The organism is Marinobacter sp. BSs20148 (genome assembly GCF_000283275.1).
Lineage (GTDB): Bacteria > Pseudomonadota > Gammaproteobacteria > Pseudomonadales > Oleiphilaceae > Marinobacter > Marinobacter psychrophilus.
Genome location: NC_018268.1, coordinates 3,720,490 through 3,746,596, shown reverse-complemented (window position 1 = coordinate 3,746,596; position 26,107 = coordinate 3,720,490). Strand labels below are relative to the sequence as shown.

Below are 26,107 nucleotides of genomic sequence, written 5' to 3'. Positions count from 1 at the left end.
TTATCACTCAACAGGAGCCAGCATGCTGGATATAACCCGAAAACTGGTGGATTTGCTGAACGTGAGCGCTATCGGCGTAGATCATTTCCAGGGTGACAGCGAAGATCTGGGATTTCCAAACGTATTTGGTGGCCAGGTTTTGGGCCAGGCGCTGATGGCCGCCAGCCGTACCGTGGAGGACCGCCTGTGTCATTCTCTGCATGCGTATTTTTTGCGCCCGGGTAATCAGCGCATGCCTATCGATTATGAAGTGGAGCGGGTGCGCGACGGTGGCAGCTTTTCTGTGCGGCGGGTGACCGCGCGCCAGGAAGGCAAGGAAATTTTGACCTGTTGTGCGTCTTTTCAAAGCGATGAGGCAGGTTTTGAACACCAGTTTGAAATGCCAAAAGTGCCGGCACCGGAAACCCTGAAAACCGAGCAGGAGCTGGGCGAACTGCTGGCGCCCCATGTTTCTGAAGCCCTGCGCCCTCGGCTGACGCGCGACCGCCCGGTGGAGTTTCGCCCGGTCGCCCCGAGTGACCCGTTATATCCCGAACCCCGCCCACCCCGAGCCCAGGATTGGGTACGGGTAAGGGGTGCCTTGCCGGATGACCCGGTGCTGCACCGCTGCTTACTGGCTTATGCCTCGGATTTCTCGTTTTTGGGTACGTCGCTGTTGCCCCATGGGGTCAAGTTTTGGGATGGCAGCTTGCGGGTAGCCAGCCTGGACCACGCTATGTGGTTTCACCGTGATTTCCGCATAGATGAGTGGTTGTTGTATGACAAAGACAGCCCAAGTGGGGCGGCAGGGCGAGGGTTGAATCGTGGTAGTTTCTATAATGCTTCCGGCGGAATAGTTGCTTCCTGTACACAAGAAGGCTTGATTCGCCTGCGAAAAAGCCAGTAACGGCACAAAATGGACCCGTCAAAGCCGAGGTAAACAGCTCTGACTGGCATTTTGGTTTTTGTCTTAGGTGTGTCTTTTTAGTTGTTTGACCCATTCCTGCGCCCACTCAGCGGCCTCAATCTCGGGTTCCATGGTTTCCATGGCGTCGATGCGCAGGGTATCACCCACTTTACGCGCGGAGGTTTCATAGAGGGCTTCTTCGATCAGTTCGCCGGCGCCGCAAAAAGTGTCTCCGTAAGAGCTGTCACCCAGCACGATGCTGCCAAACGGGCGGCCGGGCTGCTGTGGCAGCTGGTCCCGCAAATCCACATAAAACTGCAGGATGTTTGAGGGCAGTTCACCCTGACCAGTGGTAGAGGTGCACACTAGCAGGGCGTCATTGTTGTCGGTGATGTCAGACAGCTGAGGCTCTTCCAGAACCGTTACACGGTAACCGAGCGGCGTCAGTGTCTTTTCGACGGCGCGGGCACTCATCAGAGCGCCGCCGTAAACGCTACCAACAAGAATGCGGATGGCTTGCATAGAAAAATTCCGAACAATTGAGTGAGGTTTGGGTTTCTGGTAATGAGAAGCAGCTGCAACCATTTACAGGTTGAGATAATAGCCCTGACCGATCGTTTTTTGCAATACGGTGATTTATGCCGGATTTATTTCAATTTCATTGCAAAAATTTTATAGTGCCGCCTGCAGTTTTGCTGCACTCAGATGACGCCATGCCACATGAGATATTCCATGATATGAGCCGTTCAAGCGGATTTCTAGACACACTTCTTACCAGCCCCTCCACGGAACGCTTTCGGGTTGGAATCAGCCTGTTGTTTTTACTGGGCGTTTGGTTGTCGGTAGGCTCGTTTGCGAGTGGCTTGCCAAACGGCATGCTGCTGATGGCCGCTGCTGTGATTGGTGGCTATATGGCCATCAACATCGGTGCCAATGATGTTGCCAACAATGTGGGCCCGGCGGTGGGTTCTGGCGCTTTGTCGCTGGGCGCCGCGGTCGCTCTGGCGGCTGTCTTTGAAGCCGCTGGCGCGTTGATTGCCGGCGGCGACGTAGTGTCTACCATCAAAGGCGGGATTATCGATCCGTCTAACCTGAGTGACGACGGCTCCTTTGTCTGGTTGATGACGGCAGCCCTGCTGGCCGGCGCGCTGTGGCTGAACCTGGCCACCTGGATGGGCGCTCCGGTGTCTACCACCCATTCTATTGTGGGCGGGGTACTGGGGGCAGGTATTGCTGCCGGAGGCTGGGGCATTGCGGACTGGGGCGTCATGGCTAAAATCGCAGCCAGTTGGGTAATTTCACCGATGTTGGGTGGTGCTTTGGCCGCTCTTTTTTTGTACCTGATAAACCGCACCGTGTTGTATCGGCGCAATGTTATCGCGGCGGCGCGCATTTTTGTGCCTTGGCTGGTGGCCGGTATGGCCTGGGCGTTTGGCACGTATCTGATGCTTAAAGGCCTGAAAAAGCTTGTGTCGCTGGACTTTATGGGTGCAGCGCTGGTGGGTCTGGTGGCTGCGGTGGTGGCCTTCTTTGCGATACGCGCGTTGGTTAACCGCAAAGCCGCGACGATGGAAAACAACGCCGCCGGTGTAAATACGCTGTTCACTTGGCCGCTGATTTTTGCCGCAGCGCTGCTCAGTTTCGCTCACGGAGCCAACGACGTAGCCAATGCCATCGGGCCCCTGGCTGCTATAAACGATGCCCTGGCCAACGGCGGCGTGGTGACGTCCTCTAGTATTCCTTTATGGGTGATGGCGGTAGGCGCCTTGGGTATTGCGTTGGGCCTGATGTTGTTTGGCCCGCGGCTGATCAAAACCGTGGGTAGTGAAATCACCGAGCTGGATAAAACTCGCGCCTTTTGCATTGCGCTATCGGCTGCTTTGACCGTCATTTTGGCGTCGCAACTTGGACTGCCGGTGAGTTCCACCCACATCGCCATTGGCGGTGTGTTTGGCGTTGGCTTCCTGCGTGAGTATCTGAAGTCGAATTACGCCACCCAGCTGCACAAGATCATGGAACAGCGGGACTCCGAAGAGCGCGAACGTTTGAAACCATTTTTGGACGACTTCCGTAATGCCTCAATTGAGGAAATGGAGAACTTGCTCAAGCGTGCGAAGAAAAATAAAAAACAGGTGCCGCTGACAAAAAACGACCGTAAACGGCTGAAGAAAGTCTACCGGGAAGAGATGGTTAAGCGTTCCCACCTGACCCGTATCGCCGCGGCCTGGATTATTACCGTGCCGGCGTCGGCGTTGATGGCTGCCGTGTTGTTTTTTACCCTGCGTGGGCTGATGATTTAGTGTTCTGTTTGGCAAACGAGTTAGCGAAACGGGACACTAGCCGTTCAAGGCGAGTTTGCCCATACTGAGCAACACGACGTGGGAGTGATAGCTTCCGAAATCTTATTTGTTGGGGAGTGAGCTTATGAGTACATCCGTTGAAAGCAACCAAGCCAGGATAATTAACGAGCTGAGGGTGTTTATCAAGAAAGTAATGAGCGAACCCACCATTGCGGTCAGATCAATGGACATTGCCCGCAAGCACAAAGGTGAACCCAATTCTGACGAGGCTATCGCGCGGGAGATCAGCTCCAGCACCAGCATTCGTATTCCGGAAAAGTGGAGCGATGCAGACCGTATGTTTCTAGACATTATCCACGAAGTGCTGGACGACGAAGACGCGCTGTATTAAGCGCGGGTTCAAACGCTCGCACAGAACAAACACGAACGGCGCCTTATGGCGCCGTTCGTGTTTGTTCTGTCTGTTTAGAGCTGATTAGAAGCGCTTAGGCGTGTGCCCTGGCGCCTGTGGCCAGGTTGTTAAGAATTGCCATTTCATCGGCAATACCGTCTTCGCCGGCCAGCAGCCGTTGCTCTGTCAGAATGTCCGACAGTATGTCGGCGGTGGTCAGCGGGTTAGCCAGCACCACGCGGAATACAATGCAGGGAAAGTTGTAATAGTTGTCCGGTTCCAGACGAGTGCGGGAGACAAACGCTTTACCCCTTTCACGCTGGGTTTTCTGGATAAACTTGGTGACGCGGTTCAGGCTGGTGTTGATTTTTTCCGCCAGCATTTCATCGGCGCTTTCCAGAGTCTGCCGGACCTGAGCTGGGCAATAGCGATAGGTCAGAATGTTCAGCTCAGGCCGGGTGATCAGCTCAAAATCTTCTGCCTCATCAATCATGGCCGCAAAAGTGCGGGCTTTGCCAATGCCAGTGTCAATAAGCAGTTCATAACCTTCGCGTGCCAGAATTTTCAGGCCTGAGTGAATCAGCATGGCCATGCCAGGGCGCGAGCCTTCAAGCGTGGTGCTGCCCAAATCCCGCGAGCCTTTGCGGATCACGTACTGAGCGTGGTGTTCAACCGCACTGGCCAGGCTGGGGTCGCGGAACACCACCAAACCAACGCCCATGGGCACGTAAAGCTGTTTATGGGCGTCAAAGGTGACCGAGTCGGCTTTCTCAATGCCTTTTAGCAGCGAACGATAGCGTCGCGAAAACAGGGTTGGCCCACCCCAAGCGGCATCTACGTGGAAGTGTGCGCCGAATTCGCGGGCGATATCGGCCATCGCTTCCAGCGGATCTACGTTGCCGGTTTCGGTCGTGCCGGCAACGCCACAGAGAGCAATTACCTTGATCTTCTGTTTCTGCAATTGCAGGCATTTTTCCCGCAACGCATCAATCTGGATACGGTTGTTGCTGTCGGTTGCCACAGTCACCAGTGCATCTCGGCCCAGGCCCAATACGTCGGCGGCTTTGCTCAGGGAATAATGGCCGCGGCGCGACACAACAATAGCGGCGCCTTCGTAGCCGTAATATTTCAAAGCGCGGAACAGGCCTTCCTGTTGCAAACCGCGGAAGTTACCTTCCGCCGGAAATGCGTGGTTGCGGGCTACCCACAGCGCAGTCAGGTTGGCAACGGTGCCGCCGGAACACATGGCGCCCAGCGCGTAGCGGGGGTTGTGCATCCACTTGCGGTAGAACGAACCGTCTTGTTCGAATACCAGCCGATGAATCATGCCCAGCACTTGGCGCTCCAGGGGTGTAAACGCCTTGGAGGTTTCGGTTTTCACCAGATTCTGGTTCAGGGCAATCATGATCTTCGACAGCGGCAGCATGAAATAGGGCAGTGCCGACGTCATATGGCCAATAAAAGCAGGTGATGCGGTGTGTACCGAGTTCGCCACCAGTTTGTCGAGTAGGAACTGGGTTTGCTCAGACACAAAAATGGGCTTTTCTGGCACGCTGTATTCGGAGAAATTTTTCTCAACGTCAGCCAGGTCACGCTCTACCGCAACAATGTGATCCTGAAGAAAACCGGCAAGATTACGGGATATATCCTGGTCAATCCGGCTCAGGGTAGAATCGGGTGCCTCAGGAATCGTGAAAACACGATACATTGCCTCTACAGAGGCCTGGGCGGATTTTTTAATTCCGGTCATAGGGCGCCACGCGCGGTCTGGAGGAGCCGTAGTATACGGCGTGAAAAGTGGTTACGCCACATTGGGCGGCGCCTCATTAAGTGTGCTCTACAGCAGCTGCCGATCGACGTCCAGAATGGCGGCATCGATGCGTTCGTTGATGGCTTTTTCGACTTGGTCCAAGCGCTGGCTGATCTGCTGTGACGACGAGCCCAGCGCCACGACAGTCCAAGTGGCGCAATCTAGGATGTCCTGATGGTCGGTTTCGGCCACCGCTAAGTCCGGTTCTTTACCCCAGATCGTTTTTAATGGCGCAAACACTTTGCGCTTGGCTTTCAGGTCATCACAGGCATAAAGTTGAAAATGCAGGGTGAGCACACCGATGTGTGGGTTGATTGCTGGAGCTTGCGCCGACTCCCTGAGCAATTTGCGTAATGCGTCAGACATTCACGATTCCTTCAGACTGAGAGCTGCCCCCGGTTGAAATCTGTCCCCAGTTTGCCGTCTCCAATTCGCCAAGGTACGCCGATGACAGATTCACTTGCAAGTTTGCCGTTCGAACAGTGGTTGAGCCGTGTAAGGGCGTGCGCCCTGTGTGCTGAAAATTTGCCCTACGGCCCTCGCCCGGTGATGAATCTTGTCTGTTTTTTCGATCGGGGCAGAAAATTTAATAACTATTAAAATCAATGCTTTGTGGTTTATTACAAAAAATTACAAAAAAGTGTTTGCCAATAAATAGCCTTGTCATCGTTTACGGATTATAAAGACGCCAAGACAATTCAACATGTGTAAACCTGTCTAAATGGAATACTGCTGGCCTGTGGCCTTTAGTATTCGTACTTTTGGTTTTCGTTGATGGAGAACAGTATGAGTGAATTCGACGAAAGCACTCTGGAAACATCCAGTGGTTGGTCTGCCGACGCTGAAAATACCCATTCTATTGCGGGTCGCGCCCGGGTTCGTGCCCAATTGCAGTCTGACATTGAGGCCTTCCTGAGTCAGGGCGGCACCATCAGCGAAGTGGCGAATGGGTTTCGTGGCGATGGCGGGAGCAAAGTGGACTCAGGCTTTAACGGCCGTGCACTCTAAGCCTTCATTCGTCTAAAAGCGATGCCAGGCCTGGGCGATACTGCCCGGGCCTTTTTGTATACACCGTTACCGCAACTGCAAGCCTGGCGGCCGAGGTGTATCATAAAAACCTGTGCCGGCGTTCGCAGCCGGCTTTTATTTTTGTACCACTCTTTTTGCCAATCCGGAGGTTCCGTGTCGAATCTGACTCCCCGCATGTTTCCCGCCACCCGTTTACGCCGCAACCGCGCCAGTGATTTTTCCCGTCGGTTGGTGCGTGAAAACCAGCTGTCGCCGGACAATCTGATTTTCCCAGTGTTTGTGTTGGATGGCGAAAACCAGCGCGAAGCCGTGGCTTCTATGCCCGGCGTGGAGCGTTTGAGCATTGACCTTCTGGTCGCCCAAGCCGCCGAAGTGGTGGAGTTGGGCATACCGGCTATTGCCCTGTTCCCGGTGGTGCCTGCCGAGCATAAAGATCTGCAGGGCTCTGGCGCTTGGGACCCTCAGGGTTTGGCGCAGCGAGCCGTACGTGCACTGAAACAGGCCCACCCAGAACTGGGTGTGATTACCGACGCCGCTCTGGACCCGTTTACCACACACGGCCAGGACGGCATCATTGATGACAACGGTTATGTGTTGAACGACATCACCGTAGAGGCGTTGGTGAAACAAGCACTGTCTCAGGCCGAAGCCGGTGCCGATGTTATTGCACCTTCCGACATGATGGACGGTCGCATTATTGCGATCCGCGAAGCCTTGGAAGAAGCGGGCTACGTGAACACCCGTATCATGGCCTATTCGGCCAAGTACGCGTCTGCCTACTATGGCCCATTCCGCGATGCAGTAGGTTCTGCTCGCAACATTGGCAAAGGCAATAAGGCCAGTTACCAAATGGACCCGGCTAACAGCGACGAAGCCCTGCACGAAGTGGCCATGGACATCGCCGAAGGCGCCGATATGGTGATGGTAAAACCGGGTATGCCGTACCTGGACATTGTTCGACGGGTGAAAACCGAGTTGCAGGTGCCTACGTTCGCGTACCAGGTCAGTGGTGAATACGCCATGCACATGGCTGCAGCGCAAAATGGTTGGCTAGACGGCGATGCGGTGATGATGGAGAGCCTGATGGCCATGCGCCGTGCCGGCGCCGACGGTATCCTGACCTACTTTGCTATTCGCGCCGCGCGGCTGATGAAACAGAAATGATCTGAAGTACGGGGTCGCTCAGGCCCCGTGCTAAGAGGGCAGTAACAAAACAAGGACGGTAAGCCAATGACCAGCAAAAAGGGCAATCTGAAGATTGCCGACAATGAGGCCACGTTGACCGCAGCGGACACGGTGCCTTCGCCCGAAGAAAGTCTGAGCCTGGACGCCTGCGAAAATTTCTTCAACCGCGAACTGAGTCAACTGCAGTTCAACCACCGAGTATTGAAGCAGGCCCTGGACGATACCCACCCGCTGATCAACCGGCTTATTTTCTGCTGCATATTCAGCAGCAACATGGACGAATTCTTCGAAATTCGCGTGGCGGGCATTCGCCAGCAGTTGAAGTACGGCCGGGAACAAGTCTACGCTGACGGACTGCAGCCGGAACAGTTACTGGCGGAAATCAGTCGCGTGGCTCACGAGTACATTGACGAACAGTACGATATCTTGAACAACGTGCTTATTCCGGAGTTAGAAAAGGAGAATATCCACTTTGTGCGCCGGCATGAATGGACCCCGGCTCAGGCCCAATGGGTACGTACCTATTTTGACGAAGAGATTCTACCGGTGGTCAGCCCGATTGGCTTGGACCCATCGCACCCGTTCCCGCGGCTAGTGAACAAAAGCCTCAACTTTATTGTGGAACTGGACGGCAAAGACGCCTTTGGCCGCGAAACCGGCATGGCCATAGTGCCGGCGCCAAAGTCTTTGCCGCGGCTGGTGCGGCTGCCGGACGACGTTTGCGACGGCGGCGACAATCTGGTGTTTTTGTCGTCGATGATTCACGCCCATACCGACGAGCTGTTCCCGGGTATGGAAATCAAAGGCTGTTACCAGTTTCGCCTGACTCGTAACGCGGATCTGGAGCTGGAAGACGATCTGGAAGACCTGGCCTCGGCTCTGCGCGGTGAGTTGCTGAGCCGCCGTTTTGGTGACGGTGTGCGCCTGGAAGTGGCGGATAATTGCCCGCAGGAACTGGTCCAGTTTCTGCTGGCCGAGTTCGGCCTGACCGAGCGCGACCTCTATGAGGTGCGCGGCCCGGTAAACCTGACCCGGCTACTGGCGGTGGGGGGGCTAGTGAACCGACCGGACCTGAGTTATTCCGGTTTTTCCCCGGTGATTCCGCGCCAGATTCGCAGCCGTGACTCTATGTTTGACAGTATCCGCAAGCGTCCGATTCTGTTGCTCCATCCCTATGAGAACTTCAGCCCGGTGGTGGATTTACTGCGCCAGGCCGCCAAAGATCCGCAGGTGCTGGCCATTCGCCAGACCTTGTACCGCTCCGGTGCCAACTCCGAAGTGGCAGAAGCCTTGGCCGATGCCGCTCGTCGGGGTAAGGAAGTCACCGTTGTTATCGAGCTGACGGCGCGATTCAGCGAGGAGGAAAACCTGGAGCTGGCCAGCCGCCTGCAGGAAGCCGGGGTAATTGTGGTTTACGGGGTAGTGGGCTATAAAACTCACGCCAAAATGGTTCTGATTGTGCGCCGCGAAGAAGGCCGCTTGCGGCGCTATGTGCACTTGGGCACGGGTAACTATCATGCCGCCAACGCTCGCCTGTACACCGACTACAGCTTTATGACCTGCGACGAATCTATCGGCGACGATGTGAACAAACTGTTCCAACAACTGACCGGTATGGGCAAGGCGTTAAAAATCAAGAAACTGTTCCACTCACCATTTACTCTGCATTCGCGAATACTGCAACTGATTGAGCGGGAAACCCGCCTGGGTGAGAAGGGCCGGATTATTTTCAAGTTCAACGGCCTGACCGAGCCTCAGCTGATTAAAGCGCTGTATCGTGCCTCCCAGGCCGGTGCGAAAATCGACCTGATTATTCGTGGTATCTGCTGCCTTCGGCCCCAAGTGCCCGGGTTGTCGAGTACCATTCACGTGCGCTCTGTTATCGGGCGCTTTCTGGAGCATACTCGGGTTTACTATTTTGGTAACGATGGCCAAGCCCAAGTGTATTGCTCCAGCGCCGACGGCATGGAACGTAACCTGCTAAGGCGGGTTGAGGTCGCCTTCCCTGTGGAAGAGCCGGCGCTGGTGGAGCGCTTGCAAGACGATTTGAATACCTATCTCGCTGATAACTGTCAGTCTTGGGTGTTGCAGGCTGATGGCAGTTACGAGCAGAACGAACCGGCGGAGGGCGAGCCAAGGCTGGCTTCGCAGTTGGTGTTGCTAGAGCGGCTGACCGCCAAATCCTAACTTATTAATGTGGTATGACTGGAGAACGCTTTGAAACGACAATGGATAATGGCATCTGCCGGACTGCTAGTGTTGGCGGGTATTGCTTTGCCCTATGGCACAGGCTACCTGACCGAGCAACAGTGGCAGCTGGCTTCACAGGAAGTGAACGGTTCCCAGACCTGGTTGGAAATGCAAGTTGGGCGCTACGACCGCGGATTCTGGAGCTCCGAATTTGAAGGTAAATTGTTGCTACGAGACCCGGCAAGCGGTGAGGAACTGAGCGTTCCCTACCTTGCCAGCGTGAGCCATGGCCTGACCGGCAGCCTGACCGACTTTAAACCGGTGAACGGCTGGACCCCGGCAGGCGAAAGCTGGTTTGGTGATGACGCCCCACGCTTGACCGCAGAAACCCGGCTTTGGGGTTCGGCGGTAGCCGAGCTGACCGTGCCCAAGTTCAGCATTACTGATGACGGTAACGCGGAGACAGTCTTTGGCAGTGGTGGTCTGGTGCGCGTAAATGGCAGCCTCGGCGCCGACGCTGTGAATATCAGTGCAGACTGGCCGTCGCTGGTGATTGCCTCGGAAGAGGTAGATCTGCGCCTCAGTGATCTGACGCTGGAGCAGGAAATGCAGCGTCTGAGCGGTGACATCTGGACCGGCGAGGGCACGCTCGCGTTGCAGGGTCTGGAGTTGATGCCTGCAAACGCTGACGCCATTATGCTGCGCGGTCTGTCGCTCTATTCGAACAGCAAAGCAACAGACGACAACAGCGCTCTGGATTCGTTCATAAGCGTCAAACTGGACGAGCTGCAGTTGGCTGCAGGGGATACCCTGGGGCCACACCGCATTGAGTTCGCGCTGAAGGGCCTGAACGTAGAGGCCTGGAACGCTGTTAGCCGCAGCGTGACGGATATGCAGCTGGCGGCATTTGCCGCCGAAAATGGCGACCCAACCGCGTTTCAGCAACAAATGCAGGCGATGTCAGACGTGGGCGAGTCGATGCAGATGTTAGCGGCAGCAGGCTTCAGCGTGGGTTTTCCGGACATTCATCTGGTCAGCCCGGACGGGCCGTTGCAGGGCAAAGTGCTGGTAACCCATCCTGGGGTTGCGGGCGATTCTGAGTCGTTACTGATCATGCCGGCGCTTGAAGGTGAAATGGAGTTATCCATACCGCTGGCCCTGGCTGAAAACAACGAAGCTGTGCGCATGCAAACAGCGCCGTTGATTAAAGATGGGTTGTTGATTACGGAAGGTGATCGCCTGTTGCTGAAGGCAACGTTGAAAGATTTGATGTTGAACGTCAACGGCCGGCCAATTCCGCTGCCGCCGCTGTTGTAATCGATGGGTCTGGCCAGCCGCCTGGTTTGGCATGCTGGCCGGTGTTGGTCTGGTTCAGGGAATAGCTTGGTTCGGGCGTTTTGCTTTAACTGAATTTTTTTTTCAACGCGTCTTGCACCGCCGGATTGACAAATTCGGATACATCCCCGCCCAAGGACGCAATCTCGCGGATCAGGGTAGAGGATATATAAGACAAATGATTGGTTGGCGTAAGGAATACGCTCTCCAGTTCCGGTGCCAAGCGGCGGTTCATGTCTGCCAACTGAAATTCGTACTCAAAATCTGACACCGCTCGCAGGCCGCGTAAAATCACCGTGGCGTTCTGTGAGCGCACAAATTCTGCTAATAAATTGCTGAAGCCCATGACCGTCACGTTGGGAACATGGGCAGTGGCCTGACGTACCAGATCACAGCGTTCCTCCAGCTCTAGCAAGGGCTTTTTCCTGGAGTTGTAGGCAACCGCCACCACCACTTCGTCGAAGAGTCGGCTAGCCCGCTCAATCAGATCGGTATGGCCGTTGGTGATGGGGTCAAACGTACCCGGGTAAATAACTTTTGGCATTTACAACTCCTGTCGCTCTATCGCTATTTTGCCCAGAATAGCAGCGCCAGCGATGTTTCGCGACGAACCGGGTGCAACTGACTCAGCGAATGAACAGTTTGTAGATCAGTTTGTGGGCAACACCGCCATGGGGCGGGTACACCACTTTGCCGCTGTTGAACTGCTGCTTGGCGAAAATTCCGCGCTGGTGGCTGAAGGTAAGAAATCCTTCTTTGCCGTGATAATGCCCCATTCCGGAGTCACCAATGCCACCGAACGGCAGGTCGTCTTGAGCTACATGCATCAACGCGTCGTTTATGCACATGCCGCCGGAGTGGGTGTTGGCCACAACTTTTTGTTGTTCTTCCTGGTTGTAACCGAAGTAATACAAGGCCAGCGGGCGCGGGCGATTGTTAATAAAGAGCAGGGCGTCGTCCAGCGTTTCGTAGGCCACAACAGGCAGAATGGGGCCGAAGATTTCGTCCTGCATCACCCGCATGTCCGCCGTTGTGTTCAATAGTAACGTCAGTGGTAATTTGTGGCTCGCGGCATCCAGAATTTCGTTAGCAGGGTTGATCTCGACGAGTTCCGCGCCTTTGCTGCGGGCGTCATCCAGATAACCCTTTAGGCGCTGGTACTGGCGTTGGTTGATAATCGCCGTGTAGTCGGTGTTGTCCCGCAGTGACGGGTACATGGCGCTGAACTGTTTGCGGTATTCCTCGACAAAAGCAGCCACTCTGTCAGCCGGGCAAAGCACATAGTCTGGTGCTACGCAGGTTTGGCCAGCGTTGAACGCCTTGCCAAAGGCAATGCGCTGGGCTGCGTCCTTTAGTGGTACGTCGGTTGCGACAATCGCCGGTGATTTTCCGCCAAGCTCGAGGGTGACGGGTGTCAGGTTTTTGGCCGCGGCCTGCATCACCAGCCTGCCCACCGAGGTTGACCCGGTGAATAGCAAATGGTTGAACGGCCGCTCGGAGAAGTCTGCGGCGACCTTGGCATCCCCCAGAATAACGGCTACTTGCTCCTCGTCGAAGGTGGCTTCCACCAACTCTTTCATTAGCGCGGAGGTGTGCGGGGTAAATTCCGACATTTTTACCATGGTGCGGTTGCCGGCGGCCAGCGACGCGACCAAAGGCCCGATGGCCAGGTAAAGCGGGTAGTTCCAGGGCACAATCACCCCCACCACACCTTTAGGTTGGTAATGCACCTGGTTGCTGGCAGGGCGGAACAGCATGGATACGTGCCGTTTTGACGGTTTCATCCAGCTGTCGAGATGTTTCAGTGTGTAATTGATGCCCTGCACGGAAGGCATGATTTCGGCAATCAGAGTTTCATCTTTCGAGCGACAGCCAAAGTCTTTGTCAATGGCTGCTATCAGTAAGTCCTGCCAGCTCAGCAGCGCCTGTTTCAATCGATTCAGGTTGTCGCGGCGCTCGTCGGCTGTCGGCATGGGTTGGGCGCGAAATGCCTGCTGCTGTTTTTGGAAAACGGCGTGGGTATAGCCAATTTGCTCGGCGCTGTTCTCTGCCGGGTTTTCCGTGTCTGCCGCCGCACTGTCGGTGTTCTTTGCAGCGTTGGTAGCTAGGGTTGCGCCCATTAGAAAGACTCCCTGGTATGTCAGTGCAAAACGCACTTTGGTTGCGATAAAATTCATTATTAGAGTATATACTCTAGTGAGTCAAGCGGCGTAAAAGAGGCGCCTGCTGCATTCGCTGGCACTTGCGTGAGCGTTGATTTTTCGATTTTTGGCGATTTTATGAAAACCCGAGACCGAATCCTGCAGACCAGTCTGCAGCTGTTTAACCAAAGTGGTGAGCGCGCGATAAGCACCAACCACATCGCGGCAAAACTGGCGATTTCGCCTGGCAATCTTTATTACCATTTCCGCAACAAGGCCGACATTGTTTACGAGCTGTTTCTAGCCTATCAGCAGCAGGTTGATTATTACCTGGCGGCACCTGGCAGCCAGCCTTTGGTGCTGGCAGATCTGGCCTGGTACCTGGAGGCAGTGTTCGACGGTTTGTGGCAATATCGGTTTTTCCATCGTGACCTGGAGTCGCTGCTAGACGCAGACCCACGCCTGCGCGCAGGCTACGGTGATTTTACCGGCCGTTGCCTGAGCGCCATCAACGGTATCTTTAGCCAGCTCGCCAGCGGTGGCATTATTACGCCGCGTCCCGAGCCGCTGCGGTCCGCCATGGCGCTAAATGTATGGCTGGTCATTACCAATTGGATGGCCTATCTAAAAACCGCTCACGCAACCGAAGAGTCGGCGGTATTAACGCTGGCGGAGTTGAAGCAGGGTATTTATCAGGTGTTGACTCTGGAACTGCCCCACGTGACCCCGGAATATCGCGAACCGGTGTTGGCACTGCGGGAGACTTATCGCCCGGGAACTTTTTGCCAGGCGGCGCATCAAAGTAATTAACATGGGGGATCCGGACGTTTCCCGTGTTTGTTTGGAAGCTCAAGGAAGGTGCTTTCAGGTTTTAGCACGTCGCAAACCCTGACGTTGGCCGGCCTGAATTATTTTAGGCCGGCTTTTTTCGTGTCTGGCTTGCGTCGAAGGCGCGAGTTACTATTCTTCGGCGGCTTCCGGCTCTGCTTCCAGCCACTGAATCAGCGCCTGGCGGCATTCATCCAGGCCGGTTTTGTTGCTGGAAGAGAACATGATTAAGTGCTGCACGCAGCTGAACTCGTTCAGCTTCTGGCGGATGCCCAGCATGGCCGTTTTAGCTTGGCCAGATTTCAGTTTGTCGGATTTTGTCGCCAGAATCATCAGCGGCATGGTGTTGTGCTGGCACCATTGGACCATCGTTTGGTCGAATTCGGTCAGTGGGTGACGAATATCCATAACCAATACCAGGCCGCGTAGGCAGCGGCGATCGTTTAAATAATGGCCCAAGTGGGTTTGCCAGTCGTCTTTCATGTCACGAGACACTCTGGCATAACCGTAACCGGGCAAATCAACGAGCCGAGTATTTTCCCGGTTTAGCGAAAAAAAGTTGATCAACCGGGTGCGGCCGGGGGTTTTACTGGTTCGCGCCAGTTTACCGTTTACGGTGATGGTGTTCAGTGCGCTGGATTTACCGGCGTTGGAGCGGCCGGCAAAGGCGACTTCTGCGCCAATATCCGCCGGGCATTCGTTCAGCTTCGATGCGCTGACCATAAATCGGGCGCTATTGAATGACAGGTTTTTTTGAGTCAGATCAGAGTCCACGGCTATTGGCTTTCCTTTGGATTTTAGTTAGCAGGGATTAATGTATAATGCTACACCAATTCCGGGCGGTGCGCTTGGCGTGTCCGCAGTTTCAGTCCCGGTATTGTCCCTGAACGGTCCAGTCTTTACGGCTGCATAACCAAGAATATTTTAAGATGAGAGAAGCGGAGCGAGCATGAAGAAACTGATCGCAGGAGTTGTTCTCGGTGTCGGCCTTACAGCGATGGCGCACGGGGCAGGAGATCCTCAAGCAGGTGAACAGAACGCAGCAGCATGCCAGGCCTGTCATGGGCAGGGTGGTGCCAATCCCATAATGGGCGTTTATCCGAAAATTTCGGGTTTGGGTGAAAAATATCTTCACAACCAATTAGTTGCCATCCAGAAGGATGAGCGTGTCATTGTTGAAATGACCGGCCAGCTAACGGGTAAGTCCAATCAGGATCTGCAGGATCTTGCGGCCTATTTTGCCGGCCAGGAGATGGGCGTGAACCAGGCTAATCCGGATTTGGTTGAGCAGGGCCAGGCCTTGTATCGCGGCGGTAATATGGCATCGGGTGTTCCATCCTGTGCCGGTTGTCACAGCCCACAAGGGCATGGCAACGCGCCGGGTGGTTATCCGGCATTGGGTGGCCAGAACGCGGAATATGTGGCCAAGCAATTGCATGCCTACCGTGACGGTACCCGTGCCAACGGCAACAATGCAGCGATCATGATGGACATAGCGTCTAAGTTGACCGATTTTGAAATTGAAGCTGTTGCCAATTACGTTTCTGGGCTTAACTGAGTCAGGCCGTTGTTTTAGCAAAAAAACCCTGCCTGAGCAGGGTTTTTTGTTATTGACCGGACGGTAACTAGGTTGGTATTGGTGTGAATGGAACTTTTTCGTCCTATGTGGTCATAATCGTACCTTACGTAATCAACAAGTCGGAGACAATGAATGATTAAGACAGCAATAAGGGCCGCCGTACTGGCGGGAACTATGGCCATTGCATTACCCGCTATGGCGGCGGATTGGCAGCAGGGCACCCACTACAAAGCGCTGGATAACCCAGTGCGAACCGATCAGGCCAATAAAATAGAGGTCGCTGAGGTGTTCTGGTACGGCTGCCCGCACTGTTATTCATTTAAGCCGTTAGCCGAAGAATACGAAAACAACGCGCCAGACTACGTTGATTATGTTCGCTTGCCGGCAGCGTTGGGTAAGTCTTGGGAGCCCCACGCCTACGCGTTTTACGCGCTGCAGGCCATGGGTGAACTGGATAAGGTTCACAATGCCTTGTTCGAGGCTTTGGTGGTCGATCGCCGACAGCTGAACACGCCTGAAGCTCTGGCGGACTTTGTCGCCGAGCACGGTGTGGATGCGGATGAATTTCTGAAGAACTATAAAAGCTTTGGCGTGAATGCCCGCATGCAGCAGGCGCAGGCCAAAATACGCGGTGCGCGAGTGACCGGAACACCGACTATGCTGGTCAATGGCAAATACATTGTTAGCGCTTCTACGGCCGGTAGCCCGCAAGCGGCGATTGAGGTGGTTAAATACCTGGTTGCTCAGGAACACGGCGACGGCGAGTAAGCGTAAAGAGCCGTTGAGCGGGCGGCGCGTGAACCCTTAAAATATAGGTGGCTATGTATAAGCGTTTGCGCAATCAGTGGAATGATATGCGGCGTTCTGCGGGTGATGCTCGCGGCAGCTCATCGGGTGTGGACCACGTTCCGGATTTTTCGGAAGGTGATCACATTCGGCTGCTGACGTTCAATATTCAGGTCGGCATAAGCACGTCGTCATACCGGCACTACCTGACCCGCAGTTGGCAGCACGTGTTGCCTCATCGTAGCCGTTTTGAAAATCTCGACCGGATTGCCACGCTGCTGAGTAATTACGACGTTATTGCGCTACAGGAATGTGACGGTGGCAGTTTGCGCAGTGGCTATATCAATCAGGTTCAGTACCTGGCCGAGGCCGCCGGCATACCCTATTGGTATCAGCAGCTAAACCGAAATCTTGGGCAGTTTGCCCAGCACAGCAATGGTTTGCTGAGCCGGTTTCGGCCGCTCGAGGTAAAAGAGCATCGTTTGCCGGGGTTGATTCCCGGCCGTGGTGTGATAGTTGCCAAGTACGGCAATCCGGAAGACCCACTGTTGCTGGTAATGATGCATCTGTCGCTGAGTAAATCGGCCCAGCAGCGTCAGCTGGGCTTTGTTAGCGAATTGATCAGCGACTACCGTCACGTGGTGTTGATGGGCGACATGAACGCCCATGCGGAGCAGCTGCTGACCAATACGCCGCTAAAGCAGACCGACTTGATTCCGTTGCCGGCAAACGCTCACAGTTTTCCTAGCTGGCGCCCTGAAAAAGCGCTAGATCATATTCTGGTGAGCCCGAGCCTGCAGGTTCACAGCTCCGGTGTGGTCAGTTATCCGGTGTCAGACCACCTGCCCATCGCCTTGGACTGTTACCCTGCCAAAAGCAAATGTTATTTTGCCAAAACAGATGTGACGTCGCCAAAATCGTCTTGAAGTGCTTTTTAACCATAAAAAAACCCGACTCGATGGTCGGGTTTTTTTATGGTCACCGGATCAACTACTTGATCTTGGCTTCCTTGTAGGTCACGTGCTTACGTACGACCGGGTCGAACTTGCTCAGCTGGATTTTCTCCGGCGTGTTGCGCTTGTTCTTCATGGTGGTGTAAAAGTGACCCGTACCTGCTGATGAAACCAGCTTGATTTTTTCGCGCATGATATGGCTCCTTAAAATTTCTCGCCACGGGCACGAAGATCGGCCAGTACGATGTCAATACCTTTTTTGTCGATGATGCGCATACCCTTGGTGGATACGCGCAGCTTCACGAAGCGCTTCTCGGTTTCAACCCAAAAGCGATGGCTCTGCAGATTCGGCAGAAAACGACGACGAGTGTGATTCATCGCGTGGGAAACGTTGTTACCAGCAACCGGACGCTTACCGGTAACCTGACAAACTCTGGACATACTTGCCTCCGACCTTGAACTATGGTCTTAATATTCGAATTCGTTAATTGCGTCTCTGGTTGCCTAGGGGGCAATTAGAGCTTCCTGTTCGCGTCTAAAAACCGAACGTAGCTCGCCAGACGCCGCCAGAATAGGGACGCTTTTATACCAGAACTGGCAGCCCAACGCAAAAAAATTGTTGGTAAATTGTTCAATTTCCGAGCTTGGTTAACCCAAGTCTACATCAAACCTCGTTCGGCAAGCGATATTACCTCACCGTGGCCCACAACCATATGGTCAAGAACCCTGATATCCACTAGCGCCAGAGCATCTTTAAGGCGCTTGGTCAGTGCGATGTCGGCCTGACTGGGCTCGGCGACACCGCTTGGGTGATTGTGGGCAAATATAACCGCTGCTGCGTTGTCTTCCAACGCCTGGCGCACCACCTCCCGCGGGTACACCGCAGCGCCGTCAATGGTGCCGCGGAACAGCTCGCGATAATGGATTACCCGGTGCCGGTTATCCAGAAACAGGGCGGCGAAAACTTCGTGGGAGTAAGTGCCAAGGCGGCTGGCCAGGAAGCGCCGGGTATCTTCCGGGGACTTTAAAGGATCGCCTTGGCGCAGAGGTTCGTCCGTTACCCGCCGTGCCATTTCCATGGCCGCCTGCATTTGCGCGTACTTGGCAGTTCCCAGGCCTTTAATGTTGCAGAACTGACGGCTGGAAGCGGTCATCAGGCTGCGCAATCCGCCAAATGTTTCCAAAAGATACCTGGCCATTTCCATTACCGGCATGCCGCGGGTGCCGGTACGCAGGAAGATGGCCAGCAGCTCGGCGTCTGACAAACACTCTGAGCCGTGGGCCAACAGACGCTCACGGGGACGTTCATCGGTAGGCCATAATGCCGCGAACGGTGCCGTTGCAGTGCTGGCGAACGGGGCTGCCGCGGCGCTGTCTGCTACCGCTGAGGGTGCCTCGGTAGGTGTCACTCGAGTGGTTTCTGTAGAGGGTTTAACGGAACAGGGTGTCGCCTGGGGGTTTCTCATGATTGCATCCTTGCAAATGAAAGGGCGGCTGATTCGAGCCGCCTAGGGGAGCGAGCTCCAGATTACTGGATGAAGGCTGTCGTTGCGACCATGGACGGTAACGTGTGGCGATTCAGAGTTTAATAACAAACCAGATTAATAGTGGGTTTAATACAATATTAAGACATTCCCGTTTAAGCTCAATGCTCGTTCTCACGTAGCTGGCAGCCATGAAAACATTGATCGTTGAAGATGACCGGGACCTGGCGTTGGCGATGTCGGAGTATCTCGAGCTGCACAACGTCGAATGCGACTTTGCCGACAACGGGGCGAGCGGTATCACCTTGGCTTTACAGCATCGATACGACTGTCTGATTCTGGACAATATGCTGCCTATTTAAGCCATATCGCAGGTGAGGGGGGCGTTAAGCCAATGAGTGAAGCTTTTTGGGGGTTCGTGAAGCGCAACTGGCGCGCTGATGTTCGCACTGACCTGCAAGCGCTTCACGTGCTCATGCTGGCACTCTTTGGCTCGCATGATGCTTACGTTGATCCTGAGTCAAGTGCTGATGCCTATCGCCAGCTACTTGGTCTCTCAGCAGTGCCGTTCTTCGAGGTTCGCCTTTTTAACCATGGCGATCACGGTTTGATAAAAACAGAGCAGATAAAACCCGCACATCAAAGCGCAGTCGCTTGGCTCACGCTACTCAAAATTTGGTTTCTTGAAGGCGATATCTCCGCCGATGGAGTCCTTGATAGTTTGGCCAATTGGTTAGACAAGTTTCCCGAACCAGGCATCAAGCTCGCTCACGAAGATGACTGACGTGAAGCCGGAGGCGGACACTATTTTGGCCGCAGGGGTTCGTCTGCACGGTTTTCCCTACGACATCCACGCCTATGCCGAGGTGGCGCCTGTGTTGGCGGCTGCGGGTTGCCGCGTCATCGTGCCCTACCTGCGCGGCTTTGGTGACACGCGCTTCCTGAACGCCGACACAGTGCCCCTGGGGCCACAAAGCGTTCACCGGCTACCTGGGGCAGGACGAATCAACATGGGTTGAGCACGACGCCCGCCTGCTCATGGCCGCGCAGACCACCGCCCCGTACCCCGCCGGTATCCTGATCGACCAGGGGCTGGCCGACAAGTTTCTGCAAGAGCAGCTGCACCCGGAAGCTTTCGAGACTGCCTGCGCCCAGGCCAGCCAGCCGCTGACCCTGCGCTACGACCACGGTTATTACTTCATTGCGTCGGTGATTGATCGGCATTTGACGCATCACGCCAGTCAATTGAGTTGAAAGGCGATTGCACAAATGAAAGAGCCACCCGAAGGTGGCTCTTTTTTGACTCAGCGATCAGGTCTGGCCTTGAGGCAGTGCTTCCACCCCATAACGCTATTTAGCTGCGCCGACGACGCGCGGTGGCAAGACCCAGCAGACCGAGGCCCAGCAAGGCGATGCTGCCAGGCTCAGGAACCTCAGTCCCATTGCGAACATACAGGCTGATGTTCGACAGACTTGGGATTTGGTTACCATTATTTAGGAACGTAACGTTCCATGCTCCTCCACCCTCAGAGTCAACCAATGTGTCGTCGAAAAAATACGCTGCGGTATCATCATTGCCGCCCTTGAGATAGAGGACGAAGTCAAGATAAAAAGGAAGGTTTGGCGATGCCGAACCGTTCGTGTCCTCAATCGTCAGGCTGTATTCGCCCGATGTGGTTGCCGTCAAGCCACTCAGCGTGAACTTAAATCCACCCAGCACGTTGGTGGCGCCGGTAGCGGTGCCGGCACTCGCGCTGCCGAGGGTCACGCCCTCGACGAATCCAAAGCCAAACGTGTTATCCAGATCGGTCTGGTTGGGTTTGTTTCCTGATCCATCCAATGCATTCGAGCACTCGTCAGCGTTTTGTGCACCGGTCGGGTAGGTCGACGAAAAAGTGACGTCCGATACAAGGCAGGCTGCAGCGTTCGCGGCGCCAGCGCCGACGGAGAGCACTGCGGCCAACGCAGCCGACTTGGAAAATTTCGTAAGGTTCATGGTCTTCTCCTGATGAGAAAGTGTGTTTCTCACTACGAAGCAATTTATGCAATTTACGTGCCAGCACTATAAGTCTATGATTTTTTTCATGTCTCTAAAACTCGGATTTTTGGACTGTAAAAAAAACCGACAAATTCCGGGTGAAACGCCGAACATTCTCTAAAACTCGGATCTTTGGACTGTAAAAAAAACCGACAAATTCCGGATGAAACGCCGGCCATGCGTACGGCCATCTCGATGGATGCCTGCGCTCACCTGTCCTTAGCTTGGACGGGCTTGCTAAGCTCCCGCCATGCGACCACGCCAATTCGACCACATCGCCTTCGACTGGGACGGCACCCTGTTCGACTCCACCGCCCTCATCGCCCGCTGCATCCAGGCAGCGGTGCGCGACGTGGGTGGCACCGTGCCGAGCGACCAGGACGCCAGCTACTGTCACCCGCCGTGTGATCTCCATGGCAGCCTGCGCTTCTCATGCGATTGCGTCCTTACAAATGAAAGAGCGGCTGGTTTGAACCGCCGCCTATGGGAACGGGTTCCGGATTACTGGAAAAAAAGTGCGCTAGCAGGGCAGGTGTACTCTGCGGCAGGCTGTCTGTAGCGCTGTGGCGTGATATGTTAACGCTTTTACAACGCATGAGGACGCAGCCCCTATGGTTGGTACACGAATTCTTGTTGGCGTTACCGGCGGCATCGCGGCTTACAAAACGGCGGAACTGGTGCGGCTGTTAAAAAAAGCGGGGCATTCGGTGCAGGTGGTGATGACCCGTGGCGCTGAAGCTTTTGTGACGCCACTGACATTTCAGGCGTTGAGCGGGCAGCCGGTGCGTACCTCGTTGCTAGACCCGGAAGCCGAGGCTGGTATGGGCCACATTGAGCTGGCGAAATGGGCACAACGGATCATTGTGGCTCCAGCGTCGGCAGACTTTATGGCGCGCTTGGCGGCGGGCATGGCCGATGATCTGCTGGCTACGGTGTGCAGTGCTGCCGAGGTGCCCATTGCCCTGGTGCCGGCGATGAATCAGGCCATGTGGGGTAATCATCGTACCCAGCGGGTGGTGCAGCTGTTACAAGCGGACCCCCAGATTCGCCTGTGGGGACCGGCGGAAGGCCAGCAGGCCTGCGGTGATAACGGCCCAGGGCGCATGCTGGAACCAGAGCAGATCATGCAGGCGCTGGCTCAGGAACAAGCGCAAATCGATAATAGCGCCGGGGGTGTGTTGGCTGGCAAACGCCTGGTGATCACCGCTGGGCCAACCCGTGAACCTATTGATCCAGTGCGCTACATCAGCAATCACAGCTCTGGTAAAATGGGCTACGCTATGGCCATAGCCGCGCGCGCTGCCGGCGCTGAGGTCGTGCTGGTCAGCGGGCCGGTGAACCTGCTTCCGCCCGCGGGTATAAACCTGCGCTTGGTGATGACCGCAGAACAAATGCTTGAAACGACGATGGCGGCAGTTGATGAGGGTTGTGATCTTTTTATCGCCACCGCTGCGGTGGCTGACTATCGCCCGCAGGATTATGCCAGCGACAAACTCAAGAAATCCGCCGCCGAGATGACGCTGGCGCTGGTGCGTAATCAGGACACTCTGGCAACTGTAGCAGCGCGGGCAGACGCGCCCTTTACTGTGGGTTTTGCCGCGGAAACCAATGACGTTGCCCGCCATGCCATCAGCAAGATGGGCAAGAAGGGGCTGGATATGATTGTGGCCAACGATGTGTCGGTACCTGGTTTGGGCTTTAACAGCGACAACAACGCCGTCAGCGTATTCACCGCCACTGACCAGTTCCACCTTGGACCCTGTGACAAGCAGCAGATTGCGCACGAGCTGGTGGCGCTGATTGCGCCGCGCCTGAACGCACGCGTTGGCGATAGCCAAAATCAAAATGGCTCTCATCAGAAACCCCAAAATAATGCTGACCGGAAACCTTCATGACCCGCAAAAAACTTCAGATCCGTGTATTGGACGAGCGTATTGGCCAAAGCATAGCGTTTCCCGCCTACGCCACCGATGGCTCTGCGGGCCTGGATTTGCGTGCCTGTCTGTCGCAGCCCCTGGTGCTGGAACCGGGCGATACCCAGCTGATTGGTACTGGCTTGGCGATTCACATTGCGGATCCAGCTCTGGCTGCGCTGATACTTCCGCGCAGCGGCCTGGGCCACAAACACGGCATCGTGCTCGGCAACCTGGTTGGCCTGATTGACTCCGACTACCAAGGCGAGCTGATGGTGTCTTGCTGGAACCGCGGCCAAACCCGGTTTACTGTTGAGCCCGGAGAACGCCTGGCGCAACTGGTGCTGGTACCGGTAGTGCAAGCTGAATTTGAAGTGGTTGATGAGTTCGACAGCAGCCACCGGGGTGCGGGTGGGTTTGGTTCAACCGGCCGCAACTAGCGCTGGTGATTGGCAGCAGCGCCCCAAAGTGGCTGCGGTGCCGCTATACTTTGCGAATTAGCTCAGCGAGACTGTTGCAATCACCAGGCCCGCAAGTGAGTGTGAGCCGGAACAATGACAAACGCAGGAACAATCCATGAAGCTGGGCAAAAAGAAGACCCCGGACAGTCAGGCCCTGGACCATTCTGAGGATGCCAAGCCCTCGATGCGGGCAAAAAAAACGTCTGCCAAATCCGATAAGGACACAGGTTCGGCGAACCGCATGCGAACACTGGGCGGTGTCGCTTTGAGCCAGGCATTGATTGTTGTTGTTGCCACTGCACTGACTTTGGCCCTGGTTTTTTTCCTGATTTTGCGGCCGGCCAGTGAACAACAGTTCGAGGCAACGGCCCAGGCGGCGGCTGACAACGCCGCAAGCCGAATTAACGGCTACCTGTCGCTGTTGCACCAGAGCGTGCAGGGTCTGGCAACTCAGCCCAGCCTTGTCGATACCGTCAGCAATGGCGGCGATCTGTTGCAGGCTGCGAAGCAGTTACAAAACAGCTTGCCCGGTGTTGCCGCGGTTTATTTATTTCCACGTCTTGCCATCCCGCGCTCGGCCACCAACGACCCGATGCTGGGCTTTGCCGGTCTGGAGTTGGCGCGTAAGGCGGAAGCCGGAAGCCCACTTTTCCCGGATGCTTTTCCCCGCGACAACCGCTGGTTCATTCATCTGGCCGCGCCGGTAAAAATGTCGGGCGACAATTCGGTAGCCGGCACCTTGTTGATGGTGTTTGACGCCACCAGCCTGCAGCCTCTGTTGGTAGATGGCCAAAATAACGGCGCCCTCGCGCTGCGCCAGGCGGTATCAGGAACGGTCAGCATTTTGTTAAGTCAAGGCAGCGGTAGCGGAGAGCCTCGCGTTGTGACCCTGAAAAATCCGGATTGGAGCATTGCATACACGCCCGCAGGGCAAGCGCAAATGCCGGTGAACATTCTGTTGGCAGCGCTGCTGCTGGTTCCGATGCTGGCTGCAGCCATCGCGGTTTGGGTATTGCTCAACCGCGCGCAGCGCTCGTTACGCCGGGACTCCACCTTAGTTATTGAATGGGCTCACAAGGCTTACTCTGGTGAGCGCAGCAAGTTACCAGCTTTGCACTGGGACGCAGTCGCGTCGCTCGCCGAGGTGCTTTACCGATTGTCACAAGTTGTGGAAAAGCGCGTCAGCAAGGCCGGTGAGGGCACACGTCCGGCAGCTGTGGGTAAAAAACGCCCCAATGCAGAGGTTGAACCACTATTCCGAGCAAAAGACCTGCCCGATGTGGATATGCTTGAGGGCGACGAAGACGTTCTGGGTTTTGGTGCTGTGTCTGCCGAACCGTTGTTTGGTGCCGGAGCCCTGCCTGAGGTAGAAGAGCTAGATCAAGCACCGGCGCTGTCAGCGGATATTTTTCGTGCTTACGACATCCGCGGCATTGTTGATGAAACCCTGACTGAGGCCGGTGTTGAACTGATCGGTCAGGCGATTGGTTCAGAGGCTCTGGCACGAGGCGTCAGTGCGCTTTGCGTGGGTTACGATGGTCGCCATTCCAGCCCTGGGCTGGCAGATGCGGTTGCTCGGGGGCTGATGGCAAGTGGGTGCGATGTTATACACGTTGGCGCGGTGCCCACTCCGGTGTTGTATTTCGCCACTCACCAGCTTGATACGGGCTCCGGTGTCATGGTTACCGGGAGTCATAACCCGTCCAACTACAACGGCCTCAAGATCATGCTTGGTGGTGAAACCCTGTCTGGCGATGCTATTAAAGCCCTGCATCGGCGCATTCTTAACGGGAACCTGGCTCAGGGTTCCGGCAGCCAGTCGTCGGAAGACGTAAGGCGTGCCTATCTGGATACCATTGTTGGCGACATCGCCGTTGCCGCGCCGCTGAAAGTGGTGGTAGACGCTGGTAACGGCATTGCCGGCGAGCTGGGCCCTATGCTGATTGACGAGCTGGGCTGTGACGTTATTCCGCTGTATTGCGATGTTGATGGCGACTTCCCTAATCACCACCCGGACCCGGGCAAACCTGAGAATTTGCGGGACCTGATTGCCAAGGTTGAACAGGAAGGCGCTGATTTGGGTATTGCCTTTGATGGCGATGGTGACCGCATCGGCGTGGTGACTAACCGCGGCCGCATTATCTGGCCCGACCGCCTGTTGATGTTGTTTGCCCGCGATGTGGTGTCACGCAACCCCGGTGCCGACGTGTTGTACGACGTGAAATGCAGCCGGCGCCTTGCAGGGGTGATATCCCAAGCTGGCGGCCGGCCAGTCATGTGGAAAACCGGACATTCGCTGATGAAAGCCAAAATGCGGGAAACCGGCGCTTTGCTGGCCGGGGAGATGAGCGGTCACATATTTTTTGCCGAACGCTGGTACGGTTTTGATGACGGCCTTTACGCCGCTGCGCGGTTATTGGAGATTCTTGGTATTGAAGACCGCCACAGCGACGAAGTGTTCGAGGATTTCCCTGAGGACGTCAGCACGCCGGAGCTGAATATCGAGGTCACCGAAGCGTCTAAATTCGGCATTGTTGAGCGTCTGAGTGCTCAAGGTGAATTTGACGACGGCAGTATCAGCACAATTGACGGAGTAAGGGTGGAGTATGGCGACGGCTGGGGCCTGTGCCGGGCTTCTAATACCACACCGGCGCTGGTGCTGCGTTTTGAAGCAGAATCTGAAGAGGCGTTGGAGCGCATAAAAACGGTGTTTCGTGAGCAGCTTGGGCAAGTGGCACCAGAGCTGAATGTCACATTCTGAACCCTCGTGGTGACATCCGAATTTTATAACAGTAAGG

General features: G+C 55.3%; 28 protein-coding genes. 18 read left to right on the top strand and 10 right to left on the bottom strand.

Annotated features, from left to right (window positions below; all coding sequences use genetic code 11):
• The first annotated feature begins 22 nt into the window (after positions 1-22).
• Entirely contained in the window at positions 23-886 is an 864-nt protein-coding gene (locus MRBBS_RS17140; RefSeq protein WP_014872860.1) for an acyl-CoA thioesterase, read from the top strand.
• Between the two features lie 63 nt (positions 887-949).
• Here MRBBS_RS17140 and MRBBS_RS17135 read toward each other — a convergent pair whose 3' ends face one another.
• Complete coding sequence (locus MRBBS_RS17135) at positions 950-1,408, bottom strand: flavodoxin (protein WP_014872859.1); 459 nt, start codon at positions 1,406-1,408, stop codon at positions 950-952.
• Between the two features lie 215 nt (positions 1,409-1,623).
• Between MRBBS_RS17135 and MRBBS_RS17130 the strand changes: the two genes are divergently transcribed.
• Both MRBBS_RS17130 and MRBBS_RS17125 read left to right on the top strand, forming a co-directional pair.
• Positions 1,624-3,186, top strand: coding sequence for an inorganic phosphate transporter (locus tag MRBBS_RS17130; RefSeq protein ID WP_041635706.1), 1,563 nt, complete (start codon positions 1,624-1,626; stop codon positions 3,184-3,186).
• Between the two features lie 124 nt (positions 3,187-3,310).
• A complete protein-coding gene (locus tag MRBBS_RS17125; protein ID WP_007348349.1) occupies positions 3,311-3,577 on the top strand; it encodes a hypothetical protein in 267 nt (88 codons plus the stop codon).
• A gap of 94 nt (positions 3,578-3,671) precedes the next feature.
• Here the strand turns inward: MRBBS_RS17125 and panP are convergent, their stop codons facing one another.
• The gene (gene panP / locus MRBBS_RS17120) at positions 3,672-5,327 is read right to left on the bottom strand and encodes a pyridoxal-dependent aspartate 1-decarboxylase PanP (RefSeq protein ID WP_014872856.1); all 1,656 of its coding nucleotides are present in this window, start codon (positions 5,325-5,327) and stop codon (positions 3,672-3,674) included.
• An 87-nt stretch (positions 5,328-5,414) separates the two neighbouring features.
• A complete protein-coding gene (locus tag MRBBS_RS17115; protein WP_014872855.1) occupies positions 5,415-5,753 on the bottom strand; it encodes a DUF503 domain-containing protein in 339 nt (112 codons plus the stop codon).
• A gap of 420 nt (positions 5,754-6,173) precedes the next feature.
• On the opposite strand from MRBBS_RS17115, the gene MRBBS_RS17110 reads away from it, so the two are divergent.
• The 4 genes from MRBBS_RS17110 to MRBBS_RS17095 all read left to right on the top strand — a co-directional run bounded on the left by MRBBS_RS17110 (position 6,174) and on the right by MRBBS_RS17095 (position 11,108).
• Positions 6,174-6,395: a hypothetical protein gene (locus tag MRBBS_RS17110; RefSeq protein ID WP_014872854.1), complete on the top strand. Its 222-nt coding sequence runs from the start codon at positions 6,174-6,176 to the stop codon at positions 6,393-6,395.
• A 195-nt stretch (positions 6,396-6,590) separates the two neighbouring features.
• Positions 6,591-7,580, top strand: coding sequence for a porphobilinogen synthase (gene hemB / locus MRBBS_RS17105; protein ID WP_041635364.1), 990 nt, complete (start codon positions 6,591-6,593; stop codon positions 7,578-7,580).
• 66 nt (positions 7,581-7,646) lie between these two features.
• The gene (gene ppk1, locus MRBBS_RS17100; RefSeq protein WP_014872852.1) at positions 7,647-9,788 is read left to right on the top strand and encodes a polyphosphate kinase 1; all 2,142 of its coding nucleotides are present in this window, start codon (positions 7,647-7,649) and stop codon (positions 9,786-9,788) included.
• Positions 9,789-9,836: 48 nt separating this feature from the next.
• Positions 9,837-11,108, top strand: coding sequence for a DUF945 family protein (locus MRBBS_RS17095; RefSeq protein ID WP_041635363.1), 1,272 nt, complete (start codon positions 9,837-9,839; stop codon positions 11,106-11,108).
• A gap of 85 nt (positions 11,109-11,193) precedes the next feature.
• Here MRBBS_RS17095 and coaD read toward each other — a convergent pair whose 3' ends face one another.
• Together coaD and MRBBS_RS17085 are read right to left on the bottom strand one after the other, a co-directional pair.
• Positions 11,194-11,670, bottom strand: coding sequence for a pantetheine-phosphate adenylyltransferase (gene coaD, locus MRBBS_RS17090; RefSeq protein ID WP_014872850.1), 477 nt, complete (start codon positions 11,668-11,670; stop codon positions 11,194-11,196).
• Positions 11,671-11,752: 82 nt separating this feature from the next.
• On the bottom strand, positions 11,753-13,246 hold the full coding sequence (locus MRBBS_RS17085) for a coniferyl aldehyde dehydrogenase (protein WP_014872849.1): 1,494 nt from the start codon (positions 13,244-13,246) through the stop codon (positions 11,753-11,755).
• Positions 13,247-13,405: 159 nt separating this feature from the next.
• On the opposite strand from MRBBS_RS17085, the gene MRBBS_RS17080 reads away from it, so the two are divergent.
• The gene (locus MRBBS_RS17080; protein ID WP_041635705.1) at positions 13,406-14,077 is read left to right on the top strand and encodes a TetR/AcrR family transcriptional regulator; all 672 of its coding nucleotides are present in this window, start codon (positions 13,406-13,408) and stop codon (positions 14,075-14,077) included.
• 150 nt (positions 14,078-14,227) lie between these two features.
• On the opposite strand, the gene yihA is transcribed toward MRBBS_RS17080, so the two are convergent.
• The gene (yihA, locus tag MRBBS_RS17075) at positions 14,228-14,869 is read right to left on the bottom strand and encodes a ribosome biogenesis GTP-binding protein YihA/YsxC (RefSeq protein WP_014872847.1); all 642 of its coding nucleotides are present in this window, start codon (positions 14,867-14,869) and stop codon (positions 14,228-14,230) included.
• Positions 14,870-15,044: 175 nt separating this feature from the next.
• On the opposite strand from yihA, the gene MRBBS_RS17070 reads away from it, so the two are divergent.
• The 3 genes from MRBBS_RS17070 (at position 15,045) to MRBBS_RS17060 (ending at position 17,386) form a co-directional block, all read left to right on the top strand.
• Positions 15,045-15,653, top strand: a complete 609-nt coding sequence (locus MRBBS_RS17070) for a c-type cytochrome (RefSeq protein WP_014872846.1) — start codon at positions 15,045-15,047, stop codon at positions 15,651-15,653.
• 153 nt (positions 15,654-15,806) lie between these two features.
• Entirely contained in the window at positions 15,807-16,442 is a 636-nt protein-coding gene (locus MRBBS_RS17065) for a thiol:disulfide interchange protein DsbA/DsbL (protein ID WP_014872845.1), read from the top strand.
• Between the two features lie 53 nt (positions 16,443-16,495).
• Entirely contained in the window at positions 16,496-17,386 is an 891-nt protein-coding gene (locus tag MRBBS_RS17060) for an endonuclease/exonuclease/phosphatase family protein (protein WP_014872844.1), read from the top strand.
• Positions 17,387-17,450: 64 nt separating this feature from the next.
• Here the strand turns inward: MRBBS_RS17060 and rpmG are convergent, their stop codons facing one another.
• From rpmG to radC, 3 genes are all read right to left on the bottom strand, one after another.
• On the bottom strand, positions 17,451-17,606 hold the full coding sequence (gene rpmG, locus MRBBS_RS17055) for a 50S ribosomal protein L33 (RefSeq protein WP_007348364.1): 156 nt from the start codon (positions 17,604-17,606) through the stop codon (positions 17,451-17,453).
• A gap of 11 nt (positions 17,607-17,617) precedes the next feature.
• Entirely contained in the window at positions 17,618-17,854 is a 237-nt protein-coding gene (rpmB, locus tag MRBBS_RS17050) for a 50S ribosomal protein L28 (RefSeq protein ID WP_007348365.1), read from the bottom strand.
• Positions 17,855-18,072: 218 nt separating this feature from the next.
• Positions 18,073-18,879, bottom strand: a complete 807-nt coding sequence (gene radC / locus MRBBS_RS17045) for a RadC family protein (protein ID WP_201764324.1) — start codon at positions 18,877-18,879, stop codon at positions 18,073-18,075.
• Positions 18,880-19,088: 209 nt separating this feature from the next.
• Between radC and MRBBS_RS19250 the strand changes: the two genes are divergently transcribed.
• Genes MRBBS_RS19250 through MRBBS_RS17030 form a run of 4 tightly spaced genes read left to right on the top strand, consistent with a single transcriptional unit; the run spans position 19,089 to position 20,151 of the window.
• Entirely contained in the window at positions 19,089-19,259 is a 171-nt protein-coding gene (locus MRBBS_RS19250; protein ID WP_014872841.1) for a response regulator, read from the top strand.
• Positions 19,260-19,291: 32 nt separating this feature from the next.
• Positions 19,292-19,681: a hypothetical protein gene (locus MRBBS_RS17040; protein ID WP_014872840.1), complete on the top strand. Its 390-nt coding sequence runs from the start codon at positions 19,292-19,294 to the stop codon at positions 19,679-19,681.
• Positions 19,674-19,916: a hypothetical protein gene (locus tag MRBBS_RS19540; RefSeq protein ID WP_041635362.1), complete on the top strand. Its 243-nt coding sequence runs from the start codon at positions 19,674-19,676 to the stop codon at positions 19,914-19,916. The genes MRBBS_RS17040 and MRBBS_RS19540 overlap by 8 nt, the downstream gene beginning before the upstream one ends.
• A complete protein-coding gene (locus tag MRBBS_RS17030) occupies positions 19,888-20,151 on the top strand; it encodes an alpha/beta hydrolase-fold protein (protein WP_144012726.1) in 264 nt (87 codons plus the stop codon). The genes MRBBS_RS19540 and MRBBS_RS17030 overlap by 29 nt, the downstream gene beginning before the upstream one ends.
• A 100-nt stretch (positions 20,152-20,251) precedes the next feature.
• On the opposite strand, the gene MRBBS_RS17025 is transcribed toward MRBBS_RS17030, so the two are convergent.
• The gene (locus tag MRBBS_RS17025) at positions 20,252-20,893 is read right to left on the bottom strand and encodes a PEP-CTERM sorting domain-containing protein (protein ID WP_014872837.1); all 642 of its coding nucleotides are present in this window, start codon (positions 20,891-20,893) and stop codon (positions 20,252-20,254) included.
• 653 nt (positions 20,894-21,546) lie between these two features.
• Between MRBBS_RS17025 and coaBC the strand changes: the two genes are divergently transcribed.
• The 3 genes from coaBC to MRBBS_RS20370 all read left to right on the top strand — a co-directional run bounded on the left by coaBC (position 21,547) and on the right by MRBBS_RS20370 (position 26,070).
• Positions 21,547-22,830: a bifunctional phosphopantothenoylcysteine decarboxylase/phosphopantothenate--cysteine ligase CoaBC gene (gene coaBC / locus MRBBS_RS17015; RefSeq protein ID WP_014872834.1), complete on the top strand. Its 1,284-nt coding sequence runs from the start codon at positions 21,547-21,549 to the stop codon at positions 22,828-22,830.
• The gene (gene dut, locus MRBBS_RS17010; protein ID WP_014872833.1) at positions 22,827-23,288 is read left to right on the top strand and encodes a dUTP diphosphatase; all 462 of its coding nucleotides are present in this window, start codon (positions 22,827-22,829) and stop codon (positions 23,286-23,288) included. The genes coaBC and dut overlap by 4 nt, the downstream gene beginning before the upstream one ends.
• 136 nt (positions 23,289-23,424) lie before the next feature.
• Positions 23,425-26,070, top strand: a complete 2,646-nt coding sequence (locus MRBBS_RS20370) for a phosphomannomutase/phosphoglucomutase (RefSeq protein ID WP_014872832.1) — start codon at positions 23,425-23,427, stop codon at positions 26,068-26,070.
• Positions 26,071-26,107 lie beyond the last annotated feature (37 nt).

Bases quoted from the DNA above. Each gene is read 5' to 3' on its own strand.
- MRBBS_RS19540 (WP_041635362.1), top strand. From the start codon at position 19,674: ATGACTGACGTGAAGCCGGAGGCGGACACTATTTTGGCCGCAGGGGTT.
- coaD (WP_014872850.1), bottom strand. From the start codon at position 11,670: ATGCCAAAAGTTATTTACCCGGGTACGTTTGACCCCATCACCAACGGC.
- MRBBS_RS17085 (WP_014872849.1), bottom strand. From the start codon at position 13,246: ATGGGCGCAACCCTAGCTACCAACGCTGCAAAGAACACCGACAGTGCG.
- MRBBS_RS17080 (WP_041635705.1), top strand. From the start codon at position 13,406: ATGAAAACCCGAGACCGAATCCTGCAGACCAGTCTGCAGCTGTTTAAC.
- MRBBS_RS17040 (WP_014872840.1), top strand. From the start codon at position 19,292: ATGAGTGAAGCTTTTTGGGGGTTCGTGAAGCGCAACTGGCGCGCTGAT.
- radC (WP_201764324.1), bottom strand. From the start codon at position 18,879: ATGAGAAACCCCCAGGCGACACCCTGTTCCGTTAAACCCTCTACAGAA.
- panP (WP_014872856.1), bottom strand. From the start codon at position 5,327: ATGACCGGAATTAAAAAATCCGCCCAGGCCTCTGTAGAGGCAATGTAT.
- MRBBS_RS17095 (WP_041635363.1), top strand. From the start codon at position 9,837: ATGGCATCTGCCGGACTGCTAGTGTTGGCGGGTATTGCTTTGCCCTAT.
- MRBBS_RS17135 (WP_014872859.1), bottom strand. From the start codon at position 1,408: ATGCAAGCCATCCGCATTCTTGTTGGTAGCGTTTACGGCGGCGCTCTG.
- MRBBS_RS17130 (WP_041635706.1), top strand. From the start codon at position 1,624: ATGAGCCGTTCAAGCGGATTTCTAGACACACTTCTTACCAGCCCCTCC.
- MRBBS_RS17140 (WP_014872860.1), top strand. From the start codon at position 23: ATGCTGGATATAACCCGAAAACTGGTGGATTTGCTGAACGTGAGCGCT.
- rpmG (WP_007348364.1), bottom strand. From the start codon at position 17,606: ATGCGCGAAAAAATCAAGCTGGTTTCATCAGCAGGTACGGGTCACTTT.
- MRBBS_RS19250 (WP_014872841.1), top strand. From the start codon at position 19,089: ATGAAAACATTGATCGTTGAAGATGACCGGGACCTGGCGTTGGCGATG.
- MRBBS_RS17125 (WP_007348349.1), top strand. From the start codon at position 3,311: ATGAGTACATCCGTTGAAAGCAACCAAGCCAGGATAATTAACGAGCTG.
- MRBBS_RS17070 (WP_014872846.1), top strand. From the start codon at position 15,045: ATGAAGAAACTGATCGCAGGAGTTGTTCTCGGTGTCGGCCTTACAGCG.
- MRBBS_RS20370 (WP_014872832.1), top strand. From the start codon at position 23,425: ATGAAGCTGGGCAAAAAGAAGACCCCGGACAGTCAGGCCCTGGACCAT.
- rpmB (WP_007348365.1), bottom strand. From the start codon at position 17,854: ATGTCCAGAGTTTGTCAGGTTACCGGTAAGCGTCCGGTTGCTGGTAAC.
- MRBBS_RS17065 (WP_014872845.1), top strand. From the start codon at position 15,807: ATGATTAAGACAGCAATAAGGGCCGCCGTACTGGCGGGAACTATGGCC.
- dut (WP_014872833.1), top strand. From the start codon at position 22,827: ATGACCCGCAAAAAACTTCAGATCCGTGTATTGGACGAGCGTATTGGC.
- hemB (WP_041635364.1), top strand. From the start codon at position 6,591: ATGTTTCCCGCCACCCGTTTACGCCGCAACCGCGCCAGTGATTTTTCC.
- MRBBS_RS17060 (WP_014872844.1), top strand. From the start codon at position 16,496: ATGTATAAGCGTTTGCGCAATCAGTGGAATGATATGCGGCGTTCTGCG.
- coaBC (WP_014872834.1), top strand. From the start codon at position 21,547: ATGGTTGGTACACGAATTCTTGTTGGCGTTACCGGCGGCATCGCGGCT.
- MRBBS_RS17025 (WP_014872837.1), bottom strand. From the start codon at position 20,893: ATGAACCTTACGAAATTTTCCAAGTCGGCTGCGTTGGCCGCAGTGCTC.
- ppk1 (WP_014872852.1), top strand. From the start codon at position 7,647: ATGACCAGCAAAAAGGGCAATCTGAAGATTGCCGACAATGAGGCCACG.
- MRBBS_RS17115 (WP_014872855.1), bottom strand. From the start codon at position 5,753: ATGTCTGACGCATTACGCAAATTGCTCAGGGAGTCGGCGCAAGCTCCA.
- MRBBS_RS17110 (WP_014872854.1), top strand. From the start codon at position 6,174: ATGAGTGAATTCGACGAAAGCACTCTGGAAACATCCAGTGGTTGGTCT.